This is a genomic window from Shimia sp. (assembly GCF_049116215.1).
Lineage (GTDB): Bacteria > Pseudomonadota > Alphaproteobacteria > Rhodobacterales > Rhodobacteraceae > Shimia.
The window spans coordinates 31,477-50,587 of the sequence record NZ_JAGDZB010000001.1 but is presented as its reverse complement, the minus strand read 5'-3'; the positions used below and the strand labels follow the sequence as shown (position 1 = coordinate 50,587).

The following is a 19,111-nucleotide window of genomic DNA, read 5'->3' as shown; positions in this document are numbered from 1 at the left end:
GTGGCCTTGGCGTAAGTGTAGCACGCCAAGGCCGTGGGGCTCATTCCGCGGCGATACGGGTGGGCAGGGCGTCGAGCGCTTGGGCGAGGTCGGCAAGGATGTCCTCAACCTCTTCGAGGCCCACAGACAGGCGCACGAGGCCTTCGGTGATGTTGTGCGCGGCGCGCTCCTCTGGCGTGTAGGTGGAGTGGGTCATGGAGGCCGGATGCTGGATCAGGCTTTCTGCGTCGCCCAAGGATACCGCCCGCTGGATGAGATTGAGGTTGTTCATCAGCGCGATGCCTGCGTCGTGGCCTTCGACCAGTTCAAAGGCAATCATCGCGCCGGGCTTGTCCATCTGACGCTCTGCCAGCTCATGTTGTGGGAAGCTTTTCAGGCCCGGGAAAGATACGGAGGCAATGGCCGGATGGCTTTCGAGCCACTCCGCAACCGTGTTGGCGGAAGCGACGTGCCGGTCCAGACGCAGGGCGAGGGTTTTCAGGCCGCGCAGGATCAGCATGGCGTTGAACGGCGCCATGACCGCGCCGGTCATGTCTTTCATGCCCACCAGACGGATGTCGGCAATTTGCTCGGCGGTGCCCACCACGAGTCCTGCTACGACATCGCCGTGCCCCCCGAGGTACTTGGTGGCGGAGTGCAGAACGATGTCGGCGCCCAATTCGATGGGGCGGGTCAGGTATGGCGTGGCGTAGGTGTTGTCGACCACTACAGTGGCGCCCACGCGGTGCGCAATTTTGGATGCGGCGGAGATGTCGACCAGACGCATATTGGGGTTGGCCGGCGTTTCGAAGTAGACAACCCGCGTTTTGTCGGAGACCGCTTTGTGTAGATTTTCGATGTCGGTCATGTCGACGTGGGTGATGGTCACGCCCCATTTGGCCAGACCGTGCTGCATGAAGGCAAAGGTGCAGCCGTAGAGTGTTTTGTCGACGATGAGCTCGTCACCGGGGGAGAGCAGGGTCCAGAGCGTGGCGGTGATGCCGCCCATACCGGAGGCCAAGGCAAGACCGGCTTCGGCGCCTTCCAGAGTGGCGATGCGTTGTTCCAGCAGATCGCAAGTTGGGTTGGAGATGCGGGAATAGATGTGGCCCACGCGGTCACCGGCAAACATCTCACCACCCGCCTGCGCGGTCTCAAAGGTGAAAGTGGAGGTCAGGTGCAAAGGTGGGGTCAGCGCGCCTTCGTTGTCTTGTGGATCGTAGGCGTGGTGGATGGCGCGGGTGGCGAAGCCTTGCGGCGCGTTGCGTTTGGTCATGGGAGAGTCCTCGCGTGAAACTGTTGGGGTCAGTTTGGGAGAGGTTGTCGGGCAGGTGATTGCGAAAAATAGCGCGAATGGATAGAATGTTGGCATAATCTGCCAAGGAGTCGCGAAATGGATGCCAAGGATCGTCAGATCATTCGGGCTTTGCAGGCCAATGGGCGCATGACCAATCAGGATTTGGCGGAGGCGGTGAATTTGTCCCCGAGCCCCTGTCTAAGACGGTTGCGTAATTTGGAGACGTCTGGGGCAATCACTGGCTACGGTGCAGAGGTGGACGCGAAGGCTTACGGGTTGCCGGTGACGGTGTTTGTGCGGGTGAAGCTGGAGCGGCACAACGAAGAGGATGTGCAACGGTTTGAGCGCGCGGTAATGTTGATCGAAGAGGTGCTGGAGTGCCACGTCCTGACCGGCGCAACCGATTATCAGCTGCGCGTGGTGGTGGCGGATCTGGAGGCTTATGAAGAGTTCATCCGCCTGCGCATCCATCCGATTGGCGGGATTGCCAGCATCGACACAACTTTTGCCTATGGAACGGTGAAAAAGACCGGTGTGTTTCCGGCTTTATAGATCACCATTGAGCGCGGTTATCACGCCACGCAGCTCCGCCAGACCTTTGGTGCGGCCAATAAGCGGATAGCCGGGCAGGGTGTCGCTGTGCAGATCATGTAAGATGTGCTGGCCGTGGTCCGGTCGCATCGGGATTTCCCAGTCAGAGCGGCCTTCGGCTTTGCGACGGGCTTCTTCCTTGAGCAAGGCGCGGATGGCGATCACCATGTCGGTGTTGCCTTCGAGATGCATGGACTCGTGGAAGCTGAGTTTGTCGCCATCTGAGGGGCCTTGGCGCAGGGTGTTGCGCAGATGGGCAAAATGGATGCGGGGGCCAAGGCGGGTGATGAAGTCCGCAACGTCGAAGGTCGGGTTTACGCCAAGAGAGCCTGTACAAAGCGTGGCGCCATTGGCGGGGCTGTCGATGGCGGAAAGGATGGTTTCATAGTCTTCCGTAGAAGACATGACACGCGGCAGGCCCAAAAGAGGGAACGGCGGGTCATCCGGGTGGCAACACAGGCGCATGCCGTGTTCTTCCGCCACGGGCACCACTTCGGACAGGAAGTCGATCAAGTTGGCACGCAGCTGGGCGGTGTCGATATGTTTATACAGGTCCAGAAGGGCAAGGACGTCGTTGAGGGTCCAGCTGTCGTTTGCGCCAGGTAGGCCGGAGACAATGGTGTTGACCAGGCGCGCTTGAGCGGTGTCATCCATGGCGTTGAAGCGGGCGGAGGCGGCTTGGCGAATGGCGGGGCTGTGATCATCTTCAGCTGACGGGCGGGCCAGTAAGAAGAGGTCAAACACCGCAAAGTCCACCACGTCAAAAGCCATCGCGGTGCCGCCGTGGGACATGCGCGCCGCAAGATTGGTGCGGGTCCAGTCGAGCACTGGCATGAAGTTGTAACAGACGGTCTGGATGCCGCAGCCCGCAAGATTGTGCAGGCTCTCTTTGTAAGCTGTGATATGTGCGCGGTAGCCGGTGCCTTTGGTTTTGATGACTTCGGAGACCGGCAGGCTTTCGACCACGTCCCAGTTCAGCCCTGTGGGTTGTGGGGTGGGTTTGGCGATTTCGGCCTGCCGTTGTCGAATGTCGCTTTTGGTCCAGGGGGTGCCCGGTGGAATGTGATGCAGGGAGGTGACCACGCCTTGAACGCCCACCTGTGGCAGGTCGTAAATGTCGATGGGGTCAGCTGGACCAAACCAGCGCCAAGTTTGCTTCACAAGCGGCTCCTTTGTCAGCTCGCGCAGAGCGCGGCCATCGATGTGGTGTGAAGGTGCAACCTAGAGGCGGTTCCGGCAAGGAAAAATTTCACGCAATTGCAAATGCTTGCCCCCAGGTGATGTATTATTGTTGCCGCAGGGTCAGCTTCGCGGAAGCAGAGCCCCGGCGCGCCGTAAAAAGGGGCGGCGGCAGGTCCAGTTTAAGATGGTTGCGCGGTGGCTTGAAGGCTCTCGCCGCTGTTCGTGCTGGGAATTTAGACGGCATTTTATGTTTGTTTTCAGGAGTATGGCGGGCGTGGCAGTTTTGGGTTTTGGTGTCGGGAATACGTGGATCAACAATCTGTGGTTGTGTGGCGGTGGCCCGCGCTTGTGAAGTGTGTGTGTTTTCATGGGCTTGTCAAAGATGTGAGAGGGGTGCGGCTTTTTGATGGATATCATGCGCACGGAATGGATGTGTTGCGGGCTGATGATTTTGACCCGTTGGCTGCGGCAAGGCGGAGAAGTGATGAAGCGCAAGGCGCACGCGTTAGCGGAACATCAATCTCTCTGTGTGCCATTGGCAAGGAATGACTTGGACCTGCCTGAGGCGTGTGACGTGCCTTGTGTGGTCCGCGTGGAGCGCCTGTTGAGGGGTTCTGCCAGCACAGAGAGACGTTAGACCTATGAGCCAGCCACTGACTTCCCTATCCGGGCACACCACTCCAATCCTGACCCTGCCGGATGCGGCGCAGGACATTTACGATGGTGTACGTGACATGCCGATCATTTCGCCACATGGCCATTGTGATCCAAGCTGGTTTGCCGAGAACCAAGCCTTTGCTGATCCTGTGGAGCTGCTGATCATTCCGGATCACTATATTTTCCGGATGTTGTACAGTCAGGGGGTGCCATTAGAAGATCTTGGTATCGGCGTGCCACCCGAAAAGCGGGATGCGCGGGCGATCTTTCGCATTTTTGCCAGTCATTGGCACAAGTTCCGCGGCACGCCGAGTGACGCATGGTTCGCCACCACCATGGCGCGGACCTTTGGCATCACAGCGACCTTAAACAGCGAAAACGCAGATGTGTTTTATGACAAGATTGACGCGGAGCTGAAAGCAGCCCGGTTGCGTCCCCAATCGCTTCTGTCGGAGTTCAATATTGAGGTTCTGGCGACAACTGACAATGCGCTTTCGAACCTGGATCACCATAAAACGGCGCGGAAGCAAAAACTCAGCGGCAAGATCATTCCGACCTTCCAGCCTGACAGCATTCTGGATCCGAAACATCCCGATTTCAAAAAAGACATCGTGAAGCTGGCCGAGGTGACCGGAGAAGATACGGAGAGCTTTACCGGCTATCTGGAAGCGCTGCGCGATCGGCGCGCCTACTTTATGGCTTATGGGGCCACGGCAACCGATCATGCGGTTGCGGAGTTGATGACCTGCCACCTCACCGAAAAGCGGGCGGCGGCGTTGTATGCCAAGGCGCGCAGCGGCACGATGACCCCCAAGGAGGCGCAGGTGTTCTACGGGCATATGCTGACCGAAATGGCACAAATGTCTGCGGAAGACGGCTTGGTCATGCAGATACATGCCGGCAGCAAGCGCAACACCAACAAGACGGTGTATGACAAATTTGGCGCTCATAAAGGGGCGGATATGCCTGTGCGTGTGGATTGGGTGGATGGCATGAATGCGCTGCTCAATCGTGTGGGCAATGAGCGGGACATGAACATCTTGCTGTTTACCCTGGATGAGAGCGCCTATGCGCGCGAGCTGGCACCGATGGCAGGCCATTGGCCAGCCCTGCGGCTGGGGCCTCCGTGGTGGTTCCATGACAGTGCCAATGGAATTGCGCGTTATCTGGATCAGGTGGTGGAGACCGCGGGATATTGGAACCTGGCGGGTTTCAATGACGACACCCAGGCCTTGTTGTCCATTCCGGCGCGGCACGACATGTGGCGGCGTGGTGTGAGCCTGCACCTTGCTGGTCAACGCGGACGTGGGATCCTGGGGCGCAATGATGTGGACGAGATTGCCTGCCTGTTGTGTCGGGACCTCGCGATTGATGCCTATAAGTTGGGGAAAGTTGTTTAGGGCGGTTGTTTGATCGAAAAACAATACCAATTTGCGCGACGCAAAAGCCCCGTAACCGGTCCGGTTGCGGGGCTTTTCGTTGGTCTTACGTAAAAAAATAATGGCGAAAGTGCCACGATCTCAGCCTTGAGCGCGGGAATTGTTGCTTTTTTTACGAGATTGAAACATGCGCGTGAGGAGGGCGGCGGAAAGTTGCCGGTGTGTCGGCCAGCATGTGTTTGCGTCGAAAATAGCGAATAATTAGAAGGAAAAACGAGCGCTTAGCCAGGTTTGGTAGCGGGGGGGGATTTGTTGAAGCGCTCGGTAATCCGAGGCAGCTTTGAGGCGGGGGGATCGCCTGAGCGACGGGGTTTGCAGACAAATACGTCGACAAAAACAAGGCCAAGAGGGCTGGCTGTATTTGATGATGAAATCGATGACTTTGCTTTTATTTTATTGACTTTCTCTTTGTTTTTAGGCTTTTATTTCCGCATCGCCTAGGGGCGTTAAAACTAATTTTTGGGCAAATATTCACCATGTTTAATCTCGTTTGCGCTCAGCTGGAGCTCGGCAGCAAAGTTCAGTTTTTCAGTTGGCCCAAGGATTCATAGGGCGTCCGCACTAAAAATAGGCGTGACGGCGTTAGAAGATCGGTAACCACTTTCGTAAATATAGTTCCCTCAAGAGCGCCCAGTACGGGTGCTTTCCTTGGCATTGTTGCAGAGCGTGCCTGTGGGATTGGTGGAATGCCCCTGTATTCGGGGAAACTCCATCTGTATTAAGAGCGGAAGCTTTGGTGCGAATAACAGGAAGTTGAAGACCAGAATGGTTTTGAAGGCGAAGCTAGAAAAAATGCGGTGGGGCCGGGCGATTGTCGCGGCCGTTGCCGTTTTGGCTATTGCGGGCTGTTCTACCTTGCCGGGCCAAGGCACCAGCAAGGCGATGATCACCATGACAGACGAGGTGGCGAACAATGAAAACGTCACCCGTAACTTTGCGCTAGTGCCCGTCACGCCGGATGTGATTGGCAAAATTGGTGTGCCTATGAAGGCGGGATTTGCAGGCAGTCTCAGTTCACGCAGCACATCCAGCGCTGGAACAAAGATTCGCGTGGGTGACCGGTTGACGGTGCGGATTTGGGAAAGCTCTCCGGAAGGGTTGTTTTCCACCGTTGAGCAGAAGTCGTCTGCGATCCCGGTGATCGTGAGCAATGATGGCAACATCAATATTCCCTATGTTGGCAATTTGCCGGTGGCTGGGCTGACGGTGGATCAGGTGCGTACGCATGTTGCGGATGGTCTGCGCGGCAAGGCAGTTGATCCTGAGGTGTCGGTCATTCTGGAAAAAGGCGGTGCGCAAAGCGTGACCGTGGTCGGCGATGCGCGCTCCCCGGGACGGTTTGACATTCCTGCCAGCGGCCTGCGCCTGTTGGATGCCGTGGCCATGGCGAGCGGTGCGACAAAGCCGACCCATGACATGGAAGTGAGTCTTGTGCGCGGCAGTTCGGTTGCGCGCGCGCGTTTGGATGAGGTGATCTCTACAGCCAGCGCCAACGTGTGGTTGCAGCCCCGTGACACAGTGCAGTTGCTGCACAAGCCTCGGACGTTCTCGGCATTTGGTGCGGTAGCAAAACCGTCGCAGTACCCGTTTGGGACCGAAGCAGTCACATTGGCTGAAGCGATCAGTAAAGTGGGTGGTCTGGATGACAAAACCGCCGATGACAGCGGCGTGTTTCTGTTCCGGTTTGAAAACCAGGCACGGGTTCAGAGCACCGGTGTGACGCTGCCAGACCGTAAGTTCACCGATGGCATTCCGACAATCTACTGGGTCGATCTGAACTCCCCGGAGGCGATCTTTATGACCCAAGCGTTTAACATGCGAGATAAAGACGTGCTGTTTGTCGCAAACGCACCGTCTACCGATCTTGCCAAATTTGTTGCCATTGTCGCGGCAACACTAGCGATAGCGAGCTGACCGAATGAGTTTACATAGACTAACCCGCCCCCATCCCGAACCGCAGGTGTCTTTCCTGTTGTTGTCCGGTGGTATCGGGTCGCGTTCAAACCACCATGAGCCAAAGCAATTTTATAAGCTGGCGGGCCATCCGATGATCGCGCATTCGATCATTGCTGCGGTGCGTACGCCCAATGTTGCAGAGATCGTGGTGAATGCACCGGAAGGGTTTGAGGAACGGACCCGTGAGATCATGGAAGCCTATTGTGCGGGCCTGCCGTACAAGATTGTTCCAGCCGGGGCGACGCGCCAGGAAAGCTGTGAGGCTTTGGTGGCTGCGGCGGAGAAGGACGTTGTTGTCCTGCATGAAGCGGCCCGCCCCTTTATCAGCGTTGATATGCTGGCCGATCTGATTGAGAACGACGCGGAAAACGCCGGCTACTGTTTTGCGATTTCCTTTTCGATGTGCCGCATCGACACCGAGACCCGTTTGGTCAAACGCGGCGTGTCTCGTGAGAAGGTATTCGACATTCAGCTGCCGCAGAAATTTGCGCGGGCGACACTGCTTGCCGCGCATGAGAAGGCTCGCAAGAAGGGCAAGAACTACAACGAAGATTCGGTAATGGTGGTCAAAATGACCAAGCAGCCGGTTCTCTCTCTGGAGGGTTCCAGCCGCAACCGGAAAGTAACAACACCTGAAGATTTCATTATCGCAGAAGGCATGATGAAGGATTTCCACAGCAAAGGAAAAGTGACTCCCCATGACTAAAACTGTTTTAATTAGCGGTGCCTCCAAAGGCATCGGACTTGCGACGGCTCGCCGTTTCGCGCGTGGTATGGATGATGTGAATTGCATTGTCATGGTGGCACGGAAGTCTGATGCGTTTGACAGCGCTGTGGCTGAAGTCCGCGCGATTTCCGGCAACCGCCAGATTTTCCAGGTCGAAGCGGATCTGTCCGATCCTGAAGCGGTCAAAGACGTGTTTGATCGGTTGGATGCCGAAAACGTCGCGGTGAACTTCATCGTGAACAACGCCGGTTTCACCAAGCCAGCTTCGATCAACGAAACCAACATGGCTGACTTTAGCTGACTATGCGTGTGAACGTATACGCCCCGTTCCGCTTTGTGCAGGAAGCTCTGCTGCGCAACCACCCGCTTGAGAAAATCGTTAACATCGCGTCTACTGCGGGCATCAACGGCCGCTCCGGTTGGCTGTCGTATTCGACCTCCAAAGCGGCTGTGATCAACATGTCTGAAGTGATGCGTGACGAGCTGGCGCCTTATGGTGTGGACGTTGTCTGCCTGTCGCCAGGCCGGTGTGCGACCGATTTGCGCAAAACCCTTGCGCCTGATGAAGATCCGACAACGATCATGCAGCCAGAACAGGTTGCGGATGTGATCGCCATGATGTCTTCGCCAACCGGCAAAATGCTGTTGAGCGAAAACCTGGTGGTACGCACCTAATCCGATGTTGGAAGTGCGGGACACGAGTAGTTTGGTGACGCGAAAAGAGCCTACAGGCGATCAACATGGTGATCGCACCGAGGCTGCGCCTCAGGATCGCAGTGCGCCCGTCGCGCTGCGGGATGTGGAGGCTGTGCCGGATCAGGCTGTCTATTTGGACAGCCCGGTGCTTTCTGCCGTCAACCAGATACGTCCCTTTTTTGAAAGCGGTGCTTACGGCAAGTCCGACACGCCGCTCTTGCTGCGCCATCGCGCTCTGATCCGGATGCAACGGCTGTTCAGCCGTCTGCCAGCCGATCTGGATGTGCGACCAGTCAAAGGGGCAAATGGAGCACGATTCCCACTGCGTCCGGGTGGGGTCCTGTTTTACCCGTTTAACTCGCAATCCAACTTGCAAACAGTGGCCAACCGGTCGTTCCGACACGTTCTTACGCTACATGGGGAGAGCAATAAGGGCGCGTCGGTACGACCGGCGTCACGCATGTATGACTATGTATCCATCGCCGGTCCGCTGGCGCGGGATCGCTATCTGGACGCGGGAATTTTTACCGCGGCAGATGTGGATCAGGGCCGTCTGGTGATGATGGGTGACACGTTTGTTCAATCCATGCCCTGGATCAAACCGGCGCGGATCACAGACACCGCGCCCGTGATTTTTTATTCGCCGACCTGGGAAGGCTACGGCAGTGAAGTGGACAATTACAGTTCGGTCTCCGGCCTGCGTGGGTTTATGGCTGTTCTGAAAGCGGCGCGGGCGCTAGACCTGCACCGCGTTGTGGTCAAACCACACCCTTATTTGGGCATGTTGCGCCCGGCGATGGTTCGGGAATTCATTTCCGGGATCCGCTTGCTACGCCGCTCTGGATTGCAAGTATCGGTGGCTTTGCGACACGCCAGCTTGCAACTGCGTTTTGGTTGTCACACCCAGCTGAGCCGTCTCACCACCATTGAGGAAGACGACAGTTCGCCGGTGGCTGTGGCTCTGGCGCTGTGTGATATTTCCGGCATGGAGGCCATTTTCCTTAAGCAGCGCATCCGCCATATGGTGTTGGCGCGGGAAAGTGATGTGCCCAGAGGGCTTGAGACAATCTATGATCACAAGTCGATCATGTCACACCAGGATCCGGAAACAGCGGTGATGGACTATCTCGATGGCGCAGAGGACACAGATGCGGCCCACCGGAAAATGGTGTTTGGCTGGCAAAATCCAGAGTTGGAGGGGATGTCGGCCAGTTCCGCACGTCGCTGGATTATTGAGTATGTGCGCCGGGATCCGTTCTGGTCTCAGACAAAATCAGTGTGAGCGACACGCAGCCGTTCAAACGGTAGAGTGTCATGAATGTTTGGTAATCTTGTTACGGCCGTTTCTCACATTATCTCAAACAAAGCGTGACGTAACCGTTGCGCGCGCACCTCTCACTGCTCCGCTGTGGTATGGTGTGAAAGATAAAAAGCCGGTGCCAAAAGGCGCTTGAAAGGTAAGTTATGGCAGAAGTCAAAGCGTTAAAGGCGGTCGAAGAGGCAGACGGTCCAAGCGGTGTGATGCAGGCACCGCCGAAGTCTTCGCCGTTGAAGAACAAACGGTGGGGATTGATCCTGTCTTTCCTGTTTTTGTTTGTGACCCCTGTTGCGCTCGGCGGGGCCTATTTTGGCGCAATCGCTTCTGATCGTTATGCGGCTGGGGCCAATTTTGTGATCCGTGGCCTGGAGGGCGGCGGCGCACCGGACTTTGTGACGTCGTTTACCGGGCTTTCCCCAAGCGGCAGTACCACCTCTGACAGCTATGTTGTGCGCAATTTCCTGGAGAGCGCAGATTTGCTCCGCCAATTGGATGCGGACCTCGATCTGCGCGGCCATTACTCACAAGAGTTCATTGATCCCATTGCACGCTTCAACCCTGAGGGCACCTTTGAAGAGTTGGTGGAGTATTGGCAGTGGCGGATCAATACGACCTATGACAGCACGACCGGAATTGTGACCTTTGAAGTTCAGGCCTTTGATGCCGTGATGGCAGAGCGTCTGGCGCAGCTGGCTTTGGCTGCTGCGGACCGGCTGGTCAATGAGCTGTCAGAAACGGCACGTCGCGACTCGGTGCAATTTGCGGCGAGAGAAGTTGAGCGTGCGGAAGAACGCGTACGCAATGTGCGGTTGCAATTGGTGGAATTCCGTGCCGAACGCGGTGCTGTGGATCCGATGGTCAACGCGCAGCTGGATGCGGAGTTGATGGCGTCTCTGGAAACCAAACTTGTCGATATTCAGGCGCGGATCAATGCGCTGTCAGGCTCTGTAGACGCCGACTCGCCTATGTTGATGCAGCTCAACCGTCAGGCCTCTGCGCTGGAAGACCAAATTCGCCAACGTCGGGCGTTGATCGGTCATTCCGGCGGGCCGGACAGTCTTGAAAACACAGCGGAAGCATTGGCCGCCTATGAGGGCCTCTTGATCGAGCAGAACTTTGCCCAGCAGAGTTATGCGTCCGCGATGGTATCGTTGGAGACCGCACGCATAGATGCGGACCGGCAGCAACGCTATCTTGGCGTTTTTGCGCGCCCCTTTGTGCCTAACGAGCCGGCCTACCCAGTGCGTGTGCGCGATTTTTTCCTGGTGGTGATTGCAGCCTTTGCCCTTTGGGCGATTTCCACGCTGATCGCCTATACGATCCGGGATCACATGCGCTGAGGTCTGGCTGATGTTCTATGCCATTTGGCTGCAAATTCGGGTCATCGCGGCGTTGACCTTGCGGGAAACGCGCATGACCTTCGGTACCTCTCACTCGGGGTATTTTTGGGCTGTGTTCCAACCGATATTTTCAGTGTCATTCCTGATGACGCTGTTTTATCTAATCGGCCGGCAATCCCCGTTTGGGCCGTCTCTGGCGTTGTTTTTTGCCACGGCGGTTTTGACGTTGGAGCTTTATAACAAGCTCTCGGTGTCGTTGATGCGGGCGTTTACCTCCAACAAATCGTTGTTGTCCTACCCTATGATCAAGGAACCGGACACGCTGTTTGCGCGGCTGTCTTTGATTGCCTGTACCTTCATTGTCATCAATGTGGTTTTTTACAGCGGGCTGATTGTTGTGGGATTGGGGCAGTTTCCGGCCAACCCAGAGAAGCTGGTGTATGCGTTTTTGACCACATGTTTGTTTGGCTTCGGCATCGGGTCAATCAACGCGATCCTGTACCAGAAAAACCAAGCATGGCAGCATATCGAAAAGATTTTTGCCCGCCCGTTGTTCTTCCTGTCCGGGGTGTTTTACATCCCGTCCAGCATGCCGCCTGAAGCGGTTGCCGTGCTGAAGTGGAATCCGATCCTGCACATTGTGGAATGGACGCGGGAGGGGTTTTACTCAAACTATCGCAGTGATGTGCTCGATATTACGTATCCTTTGGGCTTGGGCGCGACGCTTGTGATTGTTGCGTTGTTTGCCGAACGTATCACCCGCAAGCAGAGGGTCTGAGCATGATCGCTTTTGAAAATCTGACAAAGATCTACAATGTCAAAAACGTCCGGAAAGTCATTCTGGATGATGCGTCTTACCGGTTCGCCGATCGCAAGAACGTGGCGCTCATGGGGCACAATGGGGCTGGCAAATCGACCATGATGCGCATGATTGCCGGGATCGAACTGCCGACCTCGGGCCGGGTGCGGCGGACCGAAAAGGTGAGCTGGCCGATGGGGTTTGCGCGCGGCTTTAACGGGATGATGACCGGTGTGGAAAATGTGCGGTTTGTGTCTCGGGTTTATGGCTGTCACACGGAGACAATTTTGGAGCAGGTGCAGGAGTTTGCCGAGCTCGGAAAATCGTTGAACCTGCCGATTCAAACCTATTCGAGCGGGATGAAAGCCCGATTGGCTTTTGGTCTCTCTTTGGCGATCAGTTTTGAGTGTTATCTGATTGATGAAATCACGGCTGTTGGCGACCGGCGTTTTAAGAAAAAGAGCGAAAAGGCGCTAAAAGATAAAATCAAAGATGCGCGGGTGGTGATGATTTCGCACTCGGAAAAGACCATCAAAGATTACTGTGATTGCGGCGTGTTTGCCTATGGCAGCAAGCTGTATCACTACGATGATGTGAATGAGTTGCTGAAAGACTATAGGAAGTTTTGTTGATGATCCGCTTGGGTGCTGTTTTAGGCCTGCTGATTGCGGCCTTTGGGTTTGGGGGCGCTGCGGTAAAAGCGGAGCAAAGCTGTGGCGATGCGCAGGGCAATCTGCGGGTGATGACGTTTAACATCCGCACCGCGCTTGGCACCAAGAATCCCGGCGCCAACCCGCTGCATGAGTTGTTGGGGGACCATGACGTTGGCCCGATTGTGGCGGCGATTGCGGCTGCAGATCCGGATGTGGTGGCGTTGCAGGAGGTCCTGGGCTGGGGACAGACCAGTCGGATTGCGCGTGCTCTGGGAATGGAGAGCACGTTTGCCTTTCATCCGAGCCCGATGCCGTGGTGGGGCAATGCCGTGCTGAGCAAATGCCCGATGGCAGAGACAAAACGTGTGGTGACCAGCCGGGGCAAGGGCAATGGCAAGGCCATGCCTGTCGCGCAGATTGAGGTTGGCGGCCGTGCGCTGTTTGCGACCTCAATCCACCGAGATCGCGAAGACAACACCGGTATTCAACTGCAGCGCATGATGGCGCCGTTTGCAAAAACCAGTTCGCCCGTTCTGTTGATGGGGGATTTCAACTTCAAACCCAGTGACAAACGGCATGGCGTTGTGTCTTCTGCCTATGAGGACAGCGCATTGGTGGCACAATCGGGCGCGGAGTATGTGCTGGAACGCGGGACCTATCCGGTGATTGCAGGCACAGAGAAGCACCGTCGGATTGACTATGTCTTCTTGTCCAAAGGGGACTTTCTCGTCTCCAATGTGCAGGTGATTGAAGGTGTGCATGCGGAAGCCTCTGATCATCTGGGCTATGTCGCGGATGTGGTTCTGACCTCAGAGACAGACTAAGCGCGCCCGGATTTTGTTGTGGGCGCGGCGGTTGGTCCGCGTTACGCGGAGAAATTTGATCAAATTTCAGGGAAGCCCTTGCAGGACGTCACGCCACGTGATTGCATCTGGCGTCAGCATCGATGGTTTTTGGCACTACGCCATTGCCATCGATGGTGGGAGAGATGCAGCATTCTCATAAGGCGGGGCGCTTAGGTGACTGAGATTTGGGGACACATGCCAGACGGCGGCGCGGTTCATCGCGTGACGCTGACGGGCGGCGGGTTGACCGCACATGTGCTGACAGTTGGCGCGGTGTTGCAGGATCTGCGCTTGGAGGGGCATGACGCGCCTTTGGTGTTGGGGTTCCCAGAGTTTGCGCCCTACGTGACGGAGTCGCCGTATTTCGGTGCCACGGTTGGGCGGTTTGCTAACCGTATTCGCGACGGGCATCTGGAGCTGGACGGGCAGAGCTATCAACTGGATACCAACGATGGTGGTCGGCATACGTTGCATGGCGGGGCTGAAGGGCTGGGTGGTCATCTGTGGGAGATTGAGGCGGTCACCGAGGATCATGTGACGCTTAGGGCGGTGCTGCCAGACGGGCATATGGGGTTTCCCGGGACATTGACGTGTTTGGTGACATTTGCGCTTTTGGAGGGCGGTACGCTGGACATTCAGATGCTGGCCGAAACGGATCGGACTACGCTTTGTAGTCTGGCGCATCACAGTTATTTTGTGCTCGACGATGCGGAGACTGTTTCAGGGCATCTTTTGCAGGTCGCGGCTGAGCGCTACACACCTGTAGATAATACTCTGATCCCGACCGGTGAAGTGGCATCGGTGGCGGGGACGCGTTTTGATTTTTGTGAGGCTGCGCCGGTGGGGCAGGCGTCTCCGTTGGATCACAATTTCTGCCTGTCCGACGCGCGACAATCTCTGCGACCCGTGGCAACCCTGCAAAGCACGATTTCTGGCGTGCAGATGACGTGTTCGACCACGGAGCCGGGTTTACAGGTTTATGATGGCGCAGGGGTCAATACGGCGACGGCTGGGCTAACGGGCCAGCCAATGGGCGCAAGCGCGGGCATTGCGCTGGAGCCGCAGGTTTGGCCGGATGCGCATCATCACAAGAATTTTCCGCAGGCCGTGTTGCGGCCGGGCGAGCGTTATCACCAACACACACAATTTGTCTTTTCGAGAGGTCAGACATGAGCAACTTCAACGGACTGCTGCTGGAATCCAACTTGATTGGCGGCCAGTGGGTCGGGGCCGACAATGGCGCGACAACGGAAATCACCAACCCGGCCACAGGCGCGGTATTGGGCACGGTGCCAGAGGCGGGCGGTGCCGAGACACAGCGCGCGATTGCGGCGGCGAGCGAAGCCTTTAAAACTTGGTCCAAGACCAACCTGATGGAGCGCGTGACCCTGCTGCACAAGCTGCATGATGCGTTGATGGACAATCAGGAAGATCTGGCGCAGTTGTTGACCGCTGAGCAAGGCAAGCCGCTGTTTGAAGCGCGCGGTGAGATTGGCATTGGCGCGGCCTATGTGCGCTGGTTTGCTGAGGAAATCCGCCGCTCTAAAGGCGAGATCATTCCGTCTCCGACCAATGACAAACGTCTGATGGTGACCCACCATCCAGTGGGTGTGGTTGGCATGGTCACACCGTGGAATTTCCCTAGTTCGATGTTGGCGCGTAAAATTGCGCCCGCGTTGGCCGCTGGCTGTACCATTGTGGCCAAGCCAGCGCCGCAGACGCCCTATAGTGGTCTGGTCTGGGGCAAGCTGTGTCAGGATGTGGGCTTCCCGGATGGGGTGGTGAACATTGTCACCGGTGATGCGCCCTCGATTGGTGGCGCGATCATGGAGAACCATGACGTGCGCAAGGTGACCTTCACCGGCTCCACCAATGTCGGCAAGCTGCTGATCCGTCAGTCGGCGGATCAGGTGAAGAAGGTTTCTATGGAACTGGGCGGCAATGCGCCGTTTATTGTGTTTGACGACGCCGATCTGGACGCGGCTGTCGATGGCGCGATGATCGCGAAGTTCCGCAACATGGGGCAGACCTGTGTTTGCACCAACCGCTTCTACGTGCAGGCCGGTATCCATGACGCCTTTGTTGCCAAGCTAAAAGAGGCGGTCGCGGCTATGAAAGTCGGCGATGGCATAGAGGATGGCGTGGTGCAAGGCCCGCTGATTGACGAGAACGCTGTGAAAAAGGTCGAGGGCATGGTGGCGGATGCCAAGGCCAAGGGCGGCACCGTGGAGCTGGGCGGCAACCGCCATGCGCTGGGTCAGACCTTCTTTGAGCCCACCGTGATCACTGGCGCGACGTCCGAGATGTCTTTCTCGACCGACGAAATCTTTGGCCCATTGGCGGCGGTTTACAAGTTTGAGGACGAAGAGGATGCTGTGGCGGCGGCCAATGCCACGGACTACGGCCTTGCGGCCTATGCCTACACCAAAGACCTCGCGCGGGCGTTCCGCATGAATGAGAACCTGGAGTATGGCATGGTTGGCATCAATTCCGGTTTGATCACCACCGTGGAAGCGCCGTTTGGCGGCGTGAAAGAAAGCGGTATGGGCAAAGAGGGCGGCAGCCAGGGTTTGGAAGACTACATGATCACCAAATACACCTGTCTGGCCGGGCTGTAAGTCTGAGCTAAATCACTATTGAGACTGTTGGGCCTGAGCGGTGTGGATCGCTAAGGCCTTTTCTATGCAAACTGGCCCCATCCGTTGGCACATTCTGGCTGTACTGACGCGCAAGTGTATGCCCAAAGTCGCGATAGGTGATGCGCTCACGAGAGGGCATCTGGCCAGGGATGGGAGGACAGATGGCGACAGAGATGGATCATCAGATCGTTAGGGATCTGAAGGCGGCGGGGATTGATTACATCACCTCGGTGCCGTGCAAGCAGCTGGCAGGGGTGATCGAGGTGTTGGAGGAGACATCTGAGATCATGCACATGCCGTCCAATAAAGAAGACGAGGGCATGGGGCTCTGTGCCGGGGCCTATATGGGAGGCATGAAGCCAGCAATTGTGATGCAGAACACTGCGCTGGGGGTGGTGGTGAACACGTTGGCGACGTTGATCCAGTTCTACCAGATCCCACTGCCGATGTTGATTTCCTATCGCGGTGAAGTGGGGGAGCCGGTGGCCTGTCAGGTGGAGATGGCGCTGCACACCAAGGCAATCCTGAACCAGCTGCACATCCCGACCTACCATTTTCACAAACCGGAAGACGCCGCAGAACTGCCCGGCATTCTGGAGTATGCGCAGATGGCGTCCAAACCGGTGGCCATCCTGTGTGATGCATCTTTCTGGAGGGCTTCAGCATGATCCGCAACGATGTGTTCAAAACGCTTATTCCGGTGATCAGCGAGCATCTGGTGGTGTGCAACATTGGTGCGCCAAGCCAGGAACTGCATGCGCTGGATGACCGCGCGTCAAATTTCTACATGCTGGGGACTATGGGGCTGGCGTCCTCGATTGGCCTAGGTTTGGCGGCCGCACAAGATAAGCCGGTAATTGCGATTGACGGGGATGGCTCTGTGTTGACCAACCTTGGCACGTTGGCGACCATTGGCAACAACCCGCAGGGCAGCTTCACGCTGCTGATCATCGACAATGGGTCTTATGGCTCAACCGGGGATCAGCCAACTTATGCTGGCATGAAAACCGATCTGGCGGCGGTGGCGAAAGCGTGTGGCGCCGAGACTGTGCTGACCGTTTCTGCGGAAGACACGGCGGAGGCGGTGAAAGCGGCGATTGCCAGCGATGAGATGACAATCATTGTCAGCAAGTGCGAAAGCGGCAATGTGAAGGTGCCGGTGATCAAGACCAATCCCATTGTGATCCGGGAACGCTTTATGGAAGAAGTCCGGCGCTAAGCCTTTTTAACCGCTGAACAAATATTCAGTTTGGGCGCCTAAATTGGCGCCCTTTCTCGTTTTTTCACGTAGCGCGCGCGGGTTATGCTCAAAAAACTGGCAGGTTTTACCTTGATATTCGCGGCGTTGGCGTCAATCATCCCCGCACCAACTTTATCAGGGGAGTGAAATTGATGAAGTTCAAAACAATGATGCTGGCCACCGCCGCTATTGCAGCGATGCCAATGCTGGCACAAGCCGAAACCGTCCGTTGGGCCCGCGCAGGTGATGCGCTGACTCTGGATCCGCATGCACAGAACGAGGGACCAACCTCCGCGCTTGCGCACCAGATCATGGAGCCTCTGGTGATGCGTGACATGACCGGTGCCATGGTGCCGGCGCTGGCCACCGAATGGGGCCCGTCCGCAGACAACCCAAATGTTTGGGTGTTCAAGCTGCGTGAAGGTGTGACCTTCCACGATGGCGCTGCGTTCAACTCTGAGGACGTAAAGTTCTCGCTCGACCGCGCGATGACCGAAGACTCCGACTACAAAGAGCTTCTGGCATCCGTGAAAGAAGTGCGCGCCACCGGCGAGTATGAGATTGAGATTGAGACCAACGGTCCAAACCCGATAATGGCCAACAACCTGACCAACATGTTCATCATGGACAAGGATTGGGCAGAGGCCAACAACGCGGTCAAAGTGCAGGACTATGAAGGTGGCGAGAACACCTTTGCGGCCAAAAATGCCAATGGTACCGGTCCATACAAGCTGGTGTCCCGCGAGCCGGACGTGAAAACCGTGCTGTCTGCCTATGATGGCTATTGGGGAAAAAATGAGTTCCCAATGCAGGTCACCGAAGTGATCTACACACCAATTCAGAACGCAGCGACCCGTGTTGCGGCGCTGCTGTCCGGTGAAGTGGACTTCATTCAGGACGTGCCTGTGCAAGACCTTGGCCGTGTGAGCGGCACCGATGGTCTGGACGTGCGTACCGCACCTCAGAACCGCGTGATCTTCTTTGGTATGAACCAAGCGGCCGAAGACATTGCCAACGACGACGTGGACGGCATCAACCCGATGTCTGATGTGCGTGTCCGTAAAGCGATGTCCATGGCGATTGACCGCGCGGCGATCCAGAAAGTTGTGATGCGTGGCCAGTCTGCGCCTGCGGGCATGATCTCTCCTCCGTTTGTAAACGGCTGGAACGAGGCCATGGACAGCTCTTCCATGACTGACATCGAAAAGGCCAAAGGCCTGATGGCGGAAGCGGGTTTTGCGGATGGTTTTGGCATCACGCTGAACTGCCCGAACGACCGTTACATCAACGACGAGAAGATCTGTCAGGCGGCTGTTGGCATGCTGGCGAAAATCGGCGTGAAGGTGAACCTGGACGCCAAGCCTAAGGCACAGCACTTCCCACTGCTGAGCAATCTGGAAACAGATTTCTACATGCTGGGTTGGGGTGTTCCGACTTATGACTCCGAGTACATCTTCAACTTCCTCGCCCACACCAAAGGTGAGAAGTATGGTTCCTGGAACGCCACCCGCTTTGGTGATGCCGACCTGGATGCGAAGATCGAAGCGCTGGCCGGCGAAACCGATCTGGAGAAGCGTAACGGCATGATCAATGAGATCTGGACCGTTGTTCAGGACGAGCAGCTGTACATCCCGATCCACCACCAGGTGCTGAACTGGGGCATGGCCTCCAAGGTTGACACCATCGTGGCACCAGATGACACCGCCAAGTTCAAGTACTTCAAGCTGAACTAAGTTTGACAGTCTGACAAAAA

Annotated in this window: 18 protein-coding genes; 16 read left to right on the top strand and 2 right to left on the bottom strand. The window is 56.6% G+C overall.

Annotated features, from left to right (window positions below; all coding sequences use genetic code 11):
* Nucleotides 1-40: 40 nt before the first annotated feature.
* Entirely contained in the window at nucleotides 41-1,255 is a 1,215-nt protein-coding gene (locus tag JXR15_RS00215; RefSeq protein ID WP_422051259.1) for a methionine gamma-lyase, read from the bottom strand.
* Nucleotides 1,256-1,372: 117 nt separating this feature from the next.
* Here JXR15_RS00215 and JXR15_RS00210 point away from each other — a divergent pair, with 117 nt between their 5' ends.
* Complete coding sequence (locus tag JXR15_RS00210) at nucleotides 1,373-1,828, top strand: Lrp/AsnC family transcriptional regulator (RefSeq protein ID WP_422051258.1); 456 nt, start codon at nucleotides 1,373-1,375, stop codon at nucleotides 1,826-1,828.
* Here JXR15_RS00210 and uxuA read toward each other — a convergent pair.
* Complete coding sequence (gene uxuA / locus JXR15_RS00205) at nucleotides 1,823-3,028, bottom strand: mannonate dehydratase (protein WP_422051257.1); 1,206 nt, start codon at nucleotides 3,026-3,028, stop codon at nucleotides 1,823-1,825. The two genes, JXR15_RS00210 and uxuA, sit on opposite strands and share 6 nt — an antisense overlap.
* A 662-nt stretch (nucleotides 3,029-3,690) precedes the next feature.
* On the opposite strand from uxuA, the gene uxaC reads away from it, so the two are divergent.
* The 15 genes from uxaC (at nucleotide 3,691) to JXR15_RS00130 (ending at nucleotide 19,091) form a co-directional block, all read left to right on the top strand.
* Nucleotides 3,691-5,106, top strand: coding sequence for a glucuronate isomerase (gene uxaC / locus JXR15_RS00200; protein ID WP_422051256.1), 1,416 nt, complete (start codon nucleotides 3,691-3,693; stop codon nucleotides 5,104-5,106).
* An 804-nt stretch (nucleotides 5,107-5,910) separates the two neighbouring features.
* The gene (locus JXR15_RS00195) at nucleotides 5,911-7,059 is read left to right on the top strand and encodes a polysaccharide biosynthesis/export family protein (protein WP_422051255.1); all 1,149 of its coding nucleotides are present in this window, start codon (nucleotides 5,911-5,913) and stop codon (nucleotides 7,057-7,059) included.
* Nucleotides 7,060-7,063: 4 nt separating this feature from the next.
* Nucleotides 7,064-7,807: an IspD/TarI family cytidylyltransferase gene (locus tag JXR15_RS00190; RefSeq protein ID WP_422051254.1), complete on the top strand. Its 744-nt coding sequence runs from the start codon at nucleotides 7,064-7,066 to the stop codon at nucleotides 7,805-7,807.
* Entirely contained in the window at nucleotides 7,800-8,129 is a 330-nt protein-coding gene (locus JXR15_RS00185) for an SDR family NAD(P)-dependent oxidoreductase (RefSeq protein ID WP_422051253.1), read from the top strand. The genes JXR15_RS00190 and JXR15_RS00185 overlap by 8 nt, the downstream gene beginning before the upstream one ends.
* A gap of 2 nt (nucleotides 8,130-8,131) precedes the next feature.
* Nucleotides 8,132-8,503: an SDR family NAD(P)-dependent oxidoreductase gene (locus JXR15_RS00180; protein ID WP_422051252.1), complete on the top strand. Its 372-nt coding sequence runs from the start codon at nucleotides 8,132-8,134 to the stop codon at nucleotides 8,501-8,503.
* A gap of 34 nt (nucleotides 8,504-8,537) precedes the next feature.
* Complete coding sequence (locus JXR15_RS00175; protein WP_422051251.1) at nucleotides 8,538-9,806, top strand: hypothetical protein; 1,269 nt, start codon at nucleotides 8,538-8,540, stop codon at nucleotides 9,804-9,806.
* Nucleotides 9,807-9,988: 182 nt separating this feature from the next.
* On the top strand, nucleotides 9,989-11,182 hold the full coding sequence (locus JXR15_RS00170) for a capsule biosynthesis protein (RefSeq protein ID WP_422051250.1): 1,194 nt from the start codon (nucleotides 9,989-9,991) through the stop codon (nucleotides 11,180-11,182).
* 10 nt (nucleotides 11,183-11,192) lie between these two features.
* On the top strand, nucleotides 11,193-11,960 hold the full coding sequence (locus JXR15_RS00165; RefSeq protein ID WP_422051249.1) for an ABC transporter permease: 768 nt from the start codon (nucleotides 11,193-11,195) through the stop codon (nucleotides 11,958-11,960).
* A 2-nt stretch (nucleotides 11,961-11,962) separates the two neighbouring features.
* The gene (locus tag JXR15_RS00160; protein WP_422051248.1) at nucleotides 11,963-12,613 is read left to right on the top strand and encodes an ABC transporter ATP-binding protein; all 651 of its coding nucleotides are present in this window, start codon (nucleotides 11,963-11,965) and stop codon (nucleotides 12,611-12,613) included.
* Entirely contained in the window at nucleotides 12,613-13,458 is an 846-nt protein-coding gene (locus tag JXR15_RS00155; protein WP_422051247.1) for an endonuclease/exonuclease/phosphatase family protein, read from the top strand. The genes JXR15_RS00160 and JXR15_RS00155 overlap by 1 nt, the downstream gene beginning before the upstream one ends.
* 195 nt (nucleotides 13,459-13,653) lie before the next feature.
* Nucleotides 13,654-14,652 carry an aldose epimerase family protein gene (locus JXR15_RS00150; protein WP_422051246.1) on the top strand — a complete coding sequence of 333 codons (999 nt, stop codon included), beginning with the start codon at nucleotides 13,654-13,656 and terminating at the stop codon, nucleotides 14,650-14,652.
* Nucleotides 14,649-16,097 carry an NAD-dependent succinate-semialdehyde dehydrogenase gene (locus JXR15_RS00145; protein WP_422051245.1) on the top strand — a complete coding sequence of 483 codons (1,449 nt, stop codon included), beginning with the start codon at nucleotides 14,649-14,651 and terminating at the stop codon, nucleotides 16,095-16,097. The genes JXR15_RS00150 and JXR15_RS00145 overlap by 4 nt, the downstream gene beginning before the upstream one ends.
* 182 nt (nucleotides 16,098-16,279) lie before the next feature.
* Nucleotides 16,280-16,786, top strand: a complete 507-nt coding sequence (gene comD, locus JXR15_RS00140) for a sulfopyruvate decarboxylase subunit alpha (protein WP_422051244.1) — start codon at nucleotides 16,280-16,282, stop codon at nucleotides 16,784-16,786.
* Nucleotides 16,783-17,337: a sulfopyruvate decarboxylase subunit beta gene (gene comE / locus JXR15_RS00135; protein WP_422051243.1), complete on the top strand. Its 555-nt coding sequence runs from the start codon at nucleotides 16,783-16,785 to the stop codon at nucleotides 17,335-17,337. The genes comD and comE overlap by 4 nt, the downstream gene beginning before the upstream one ends.
* 173 nt (nucleotides 17,338-17,510) lie before the next feature.
* Nucleotides 17,511-19,091, top strand: a complete 1,581-nt coding sequence (locus tag JXR15_RS00130; RefSeq protein WP_422051242.1) for an ABC transporter substrate-binding protein — start codon at nucleotides 17,511-17,513, stop codon at nucleotides 19,089-19,091.
* Nucleotides 19,092-19,111 lie beyond the last annotated feature (20 nt).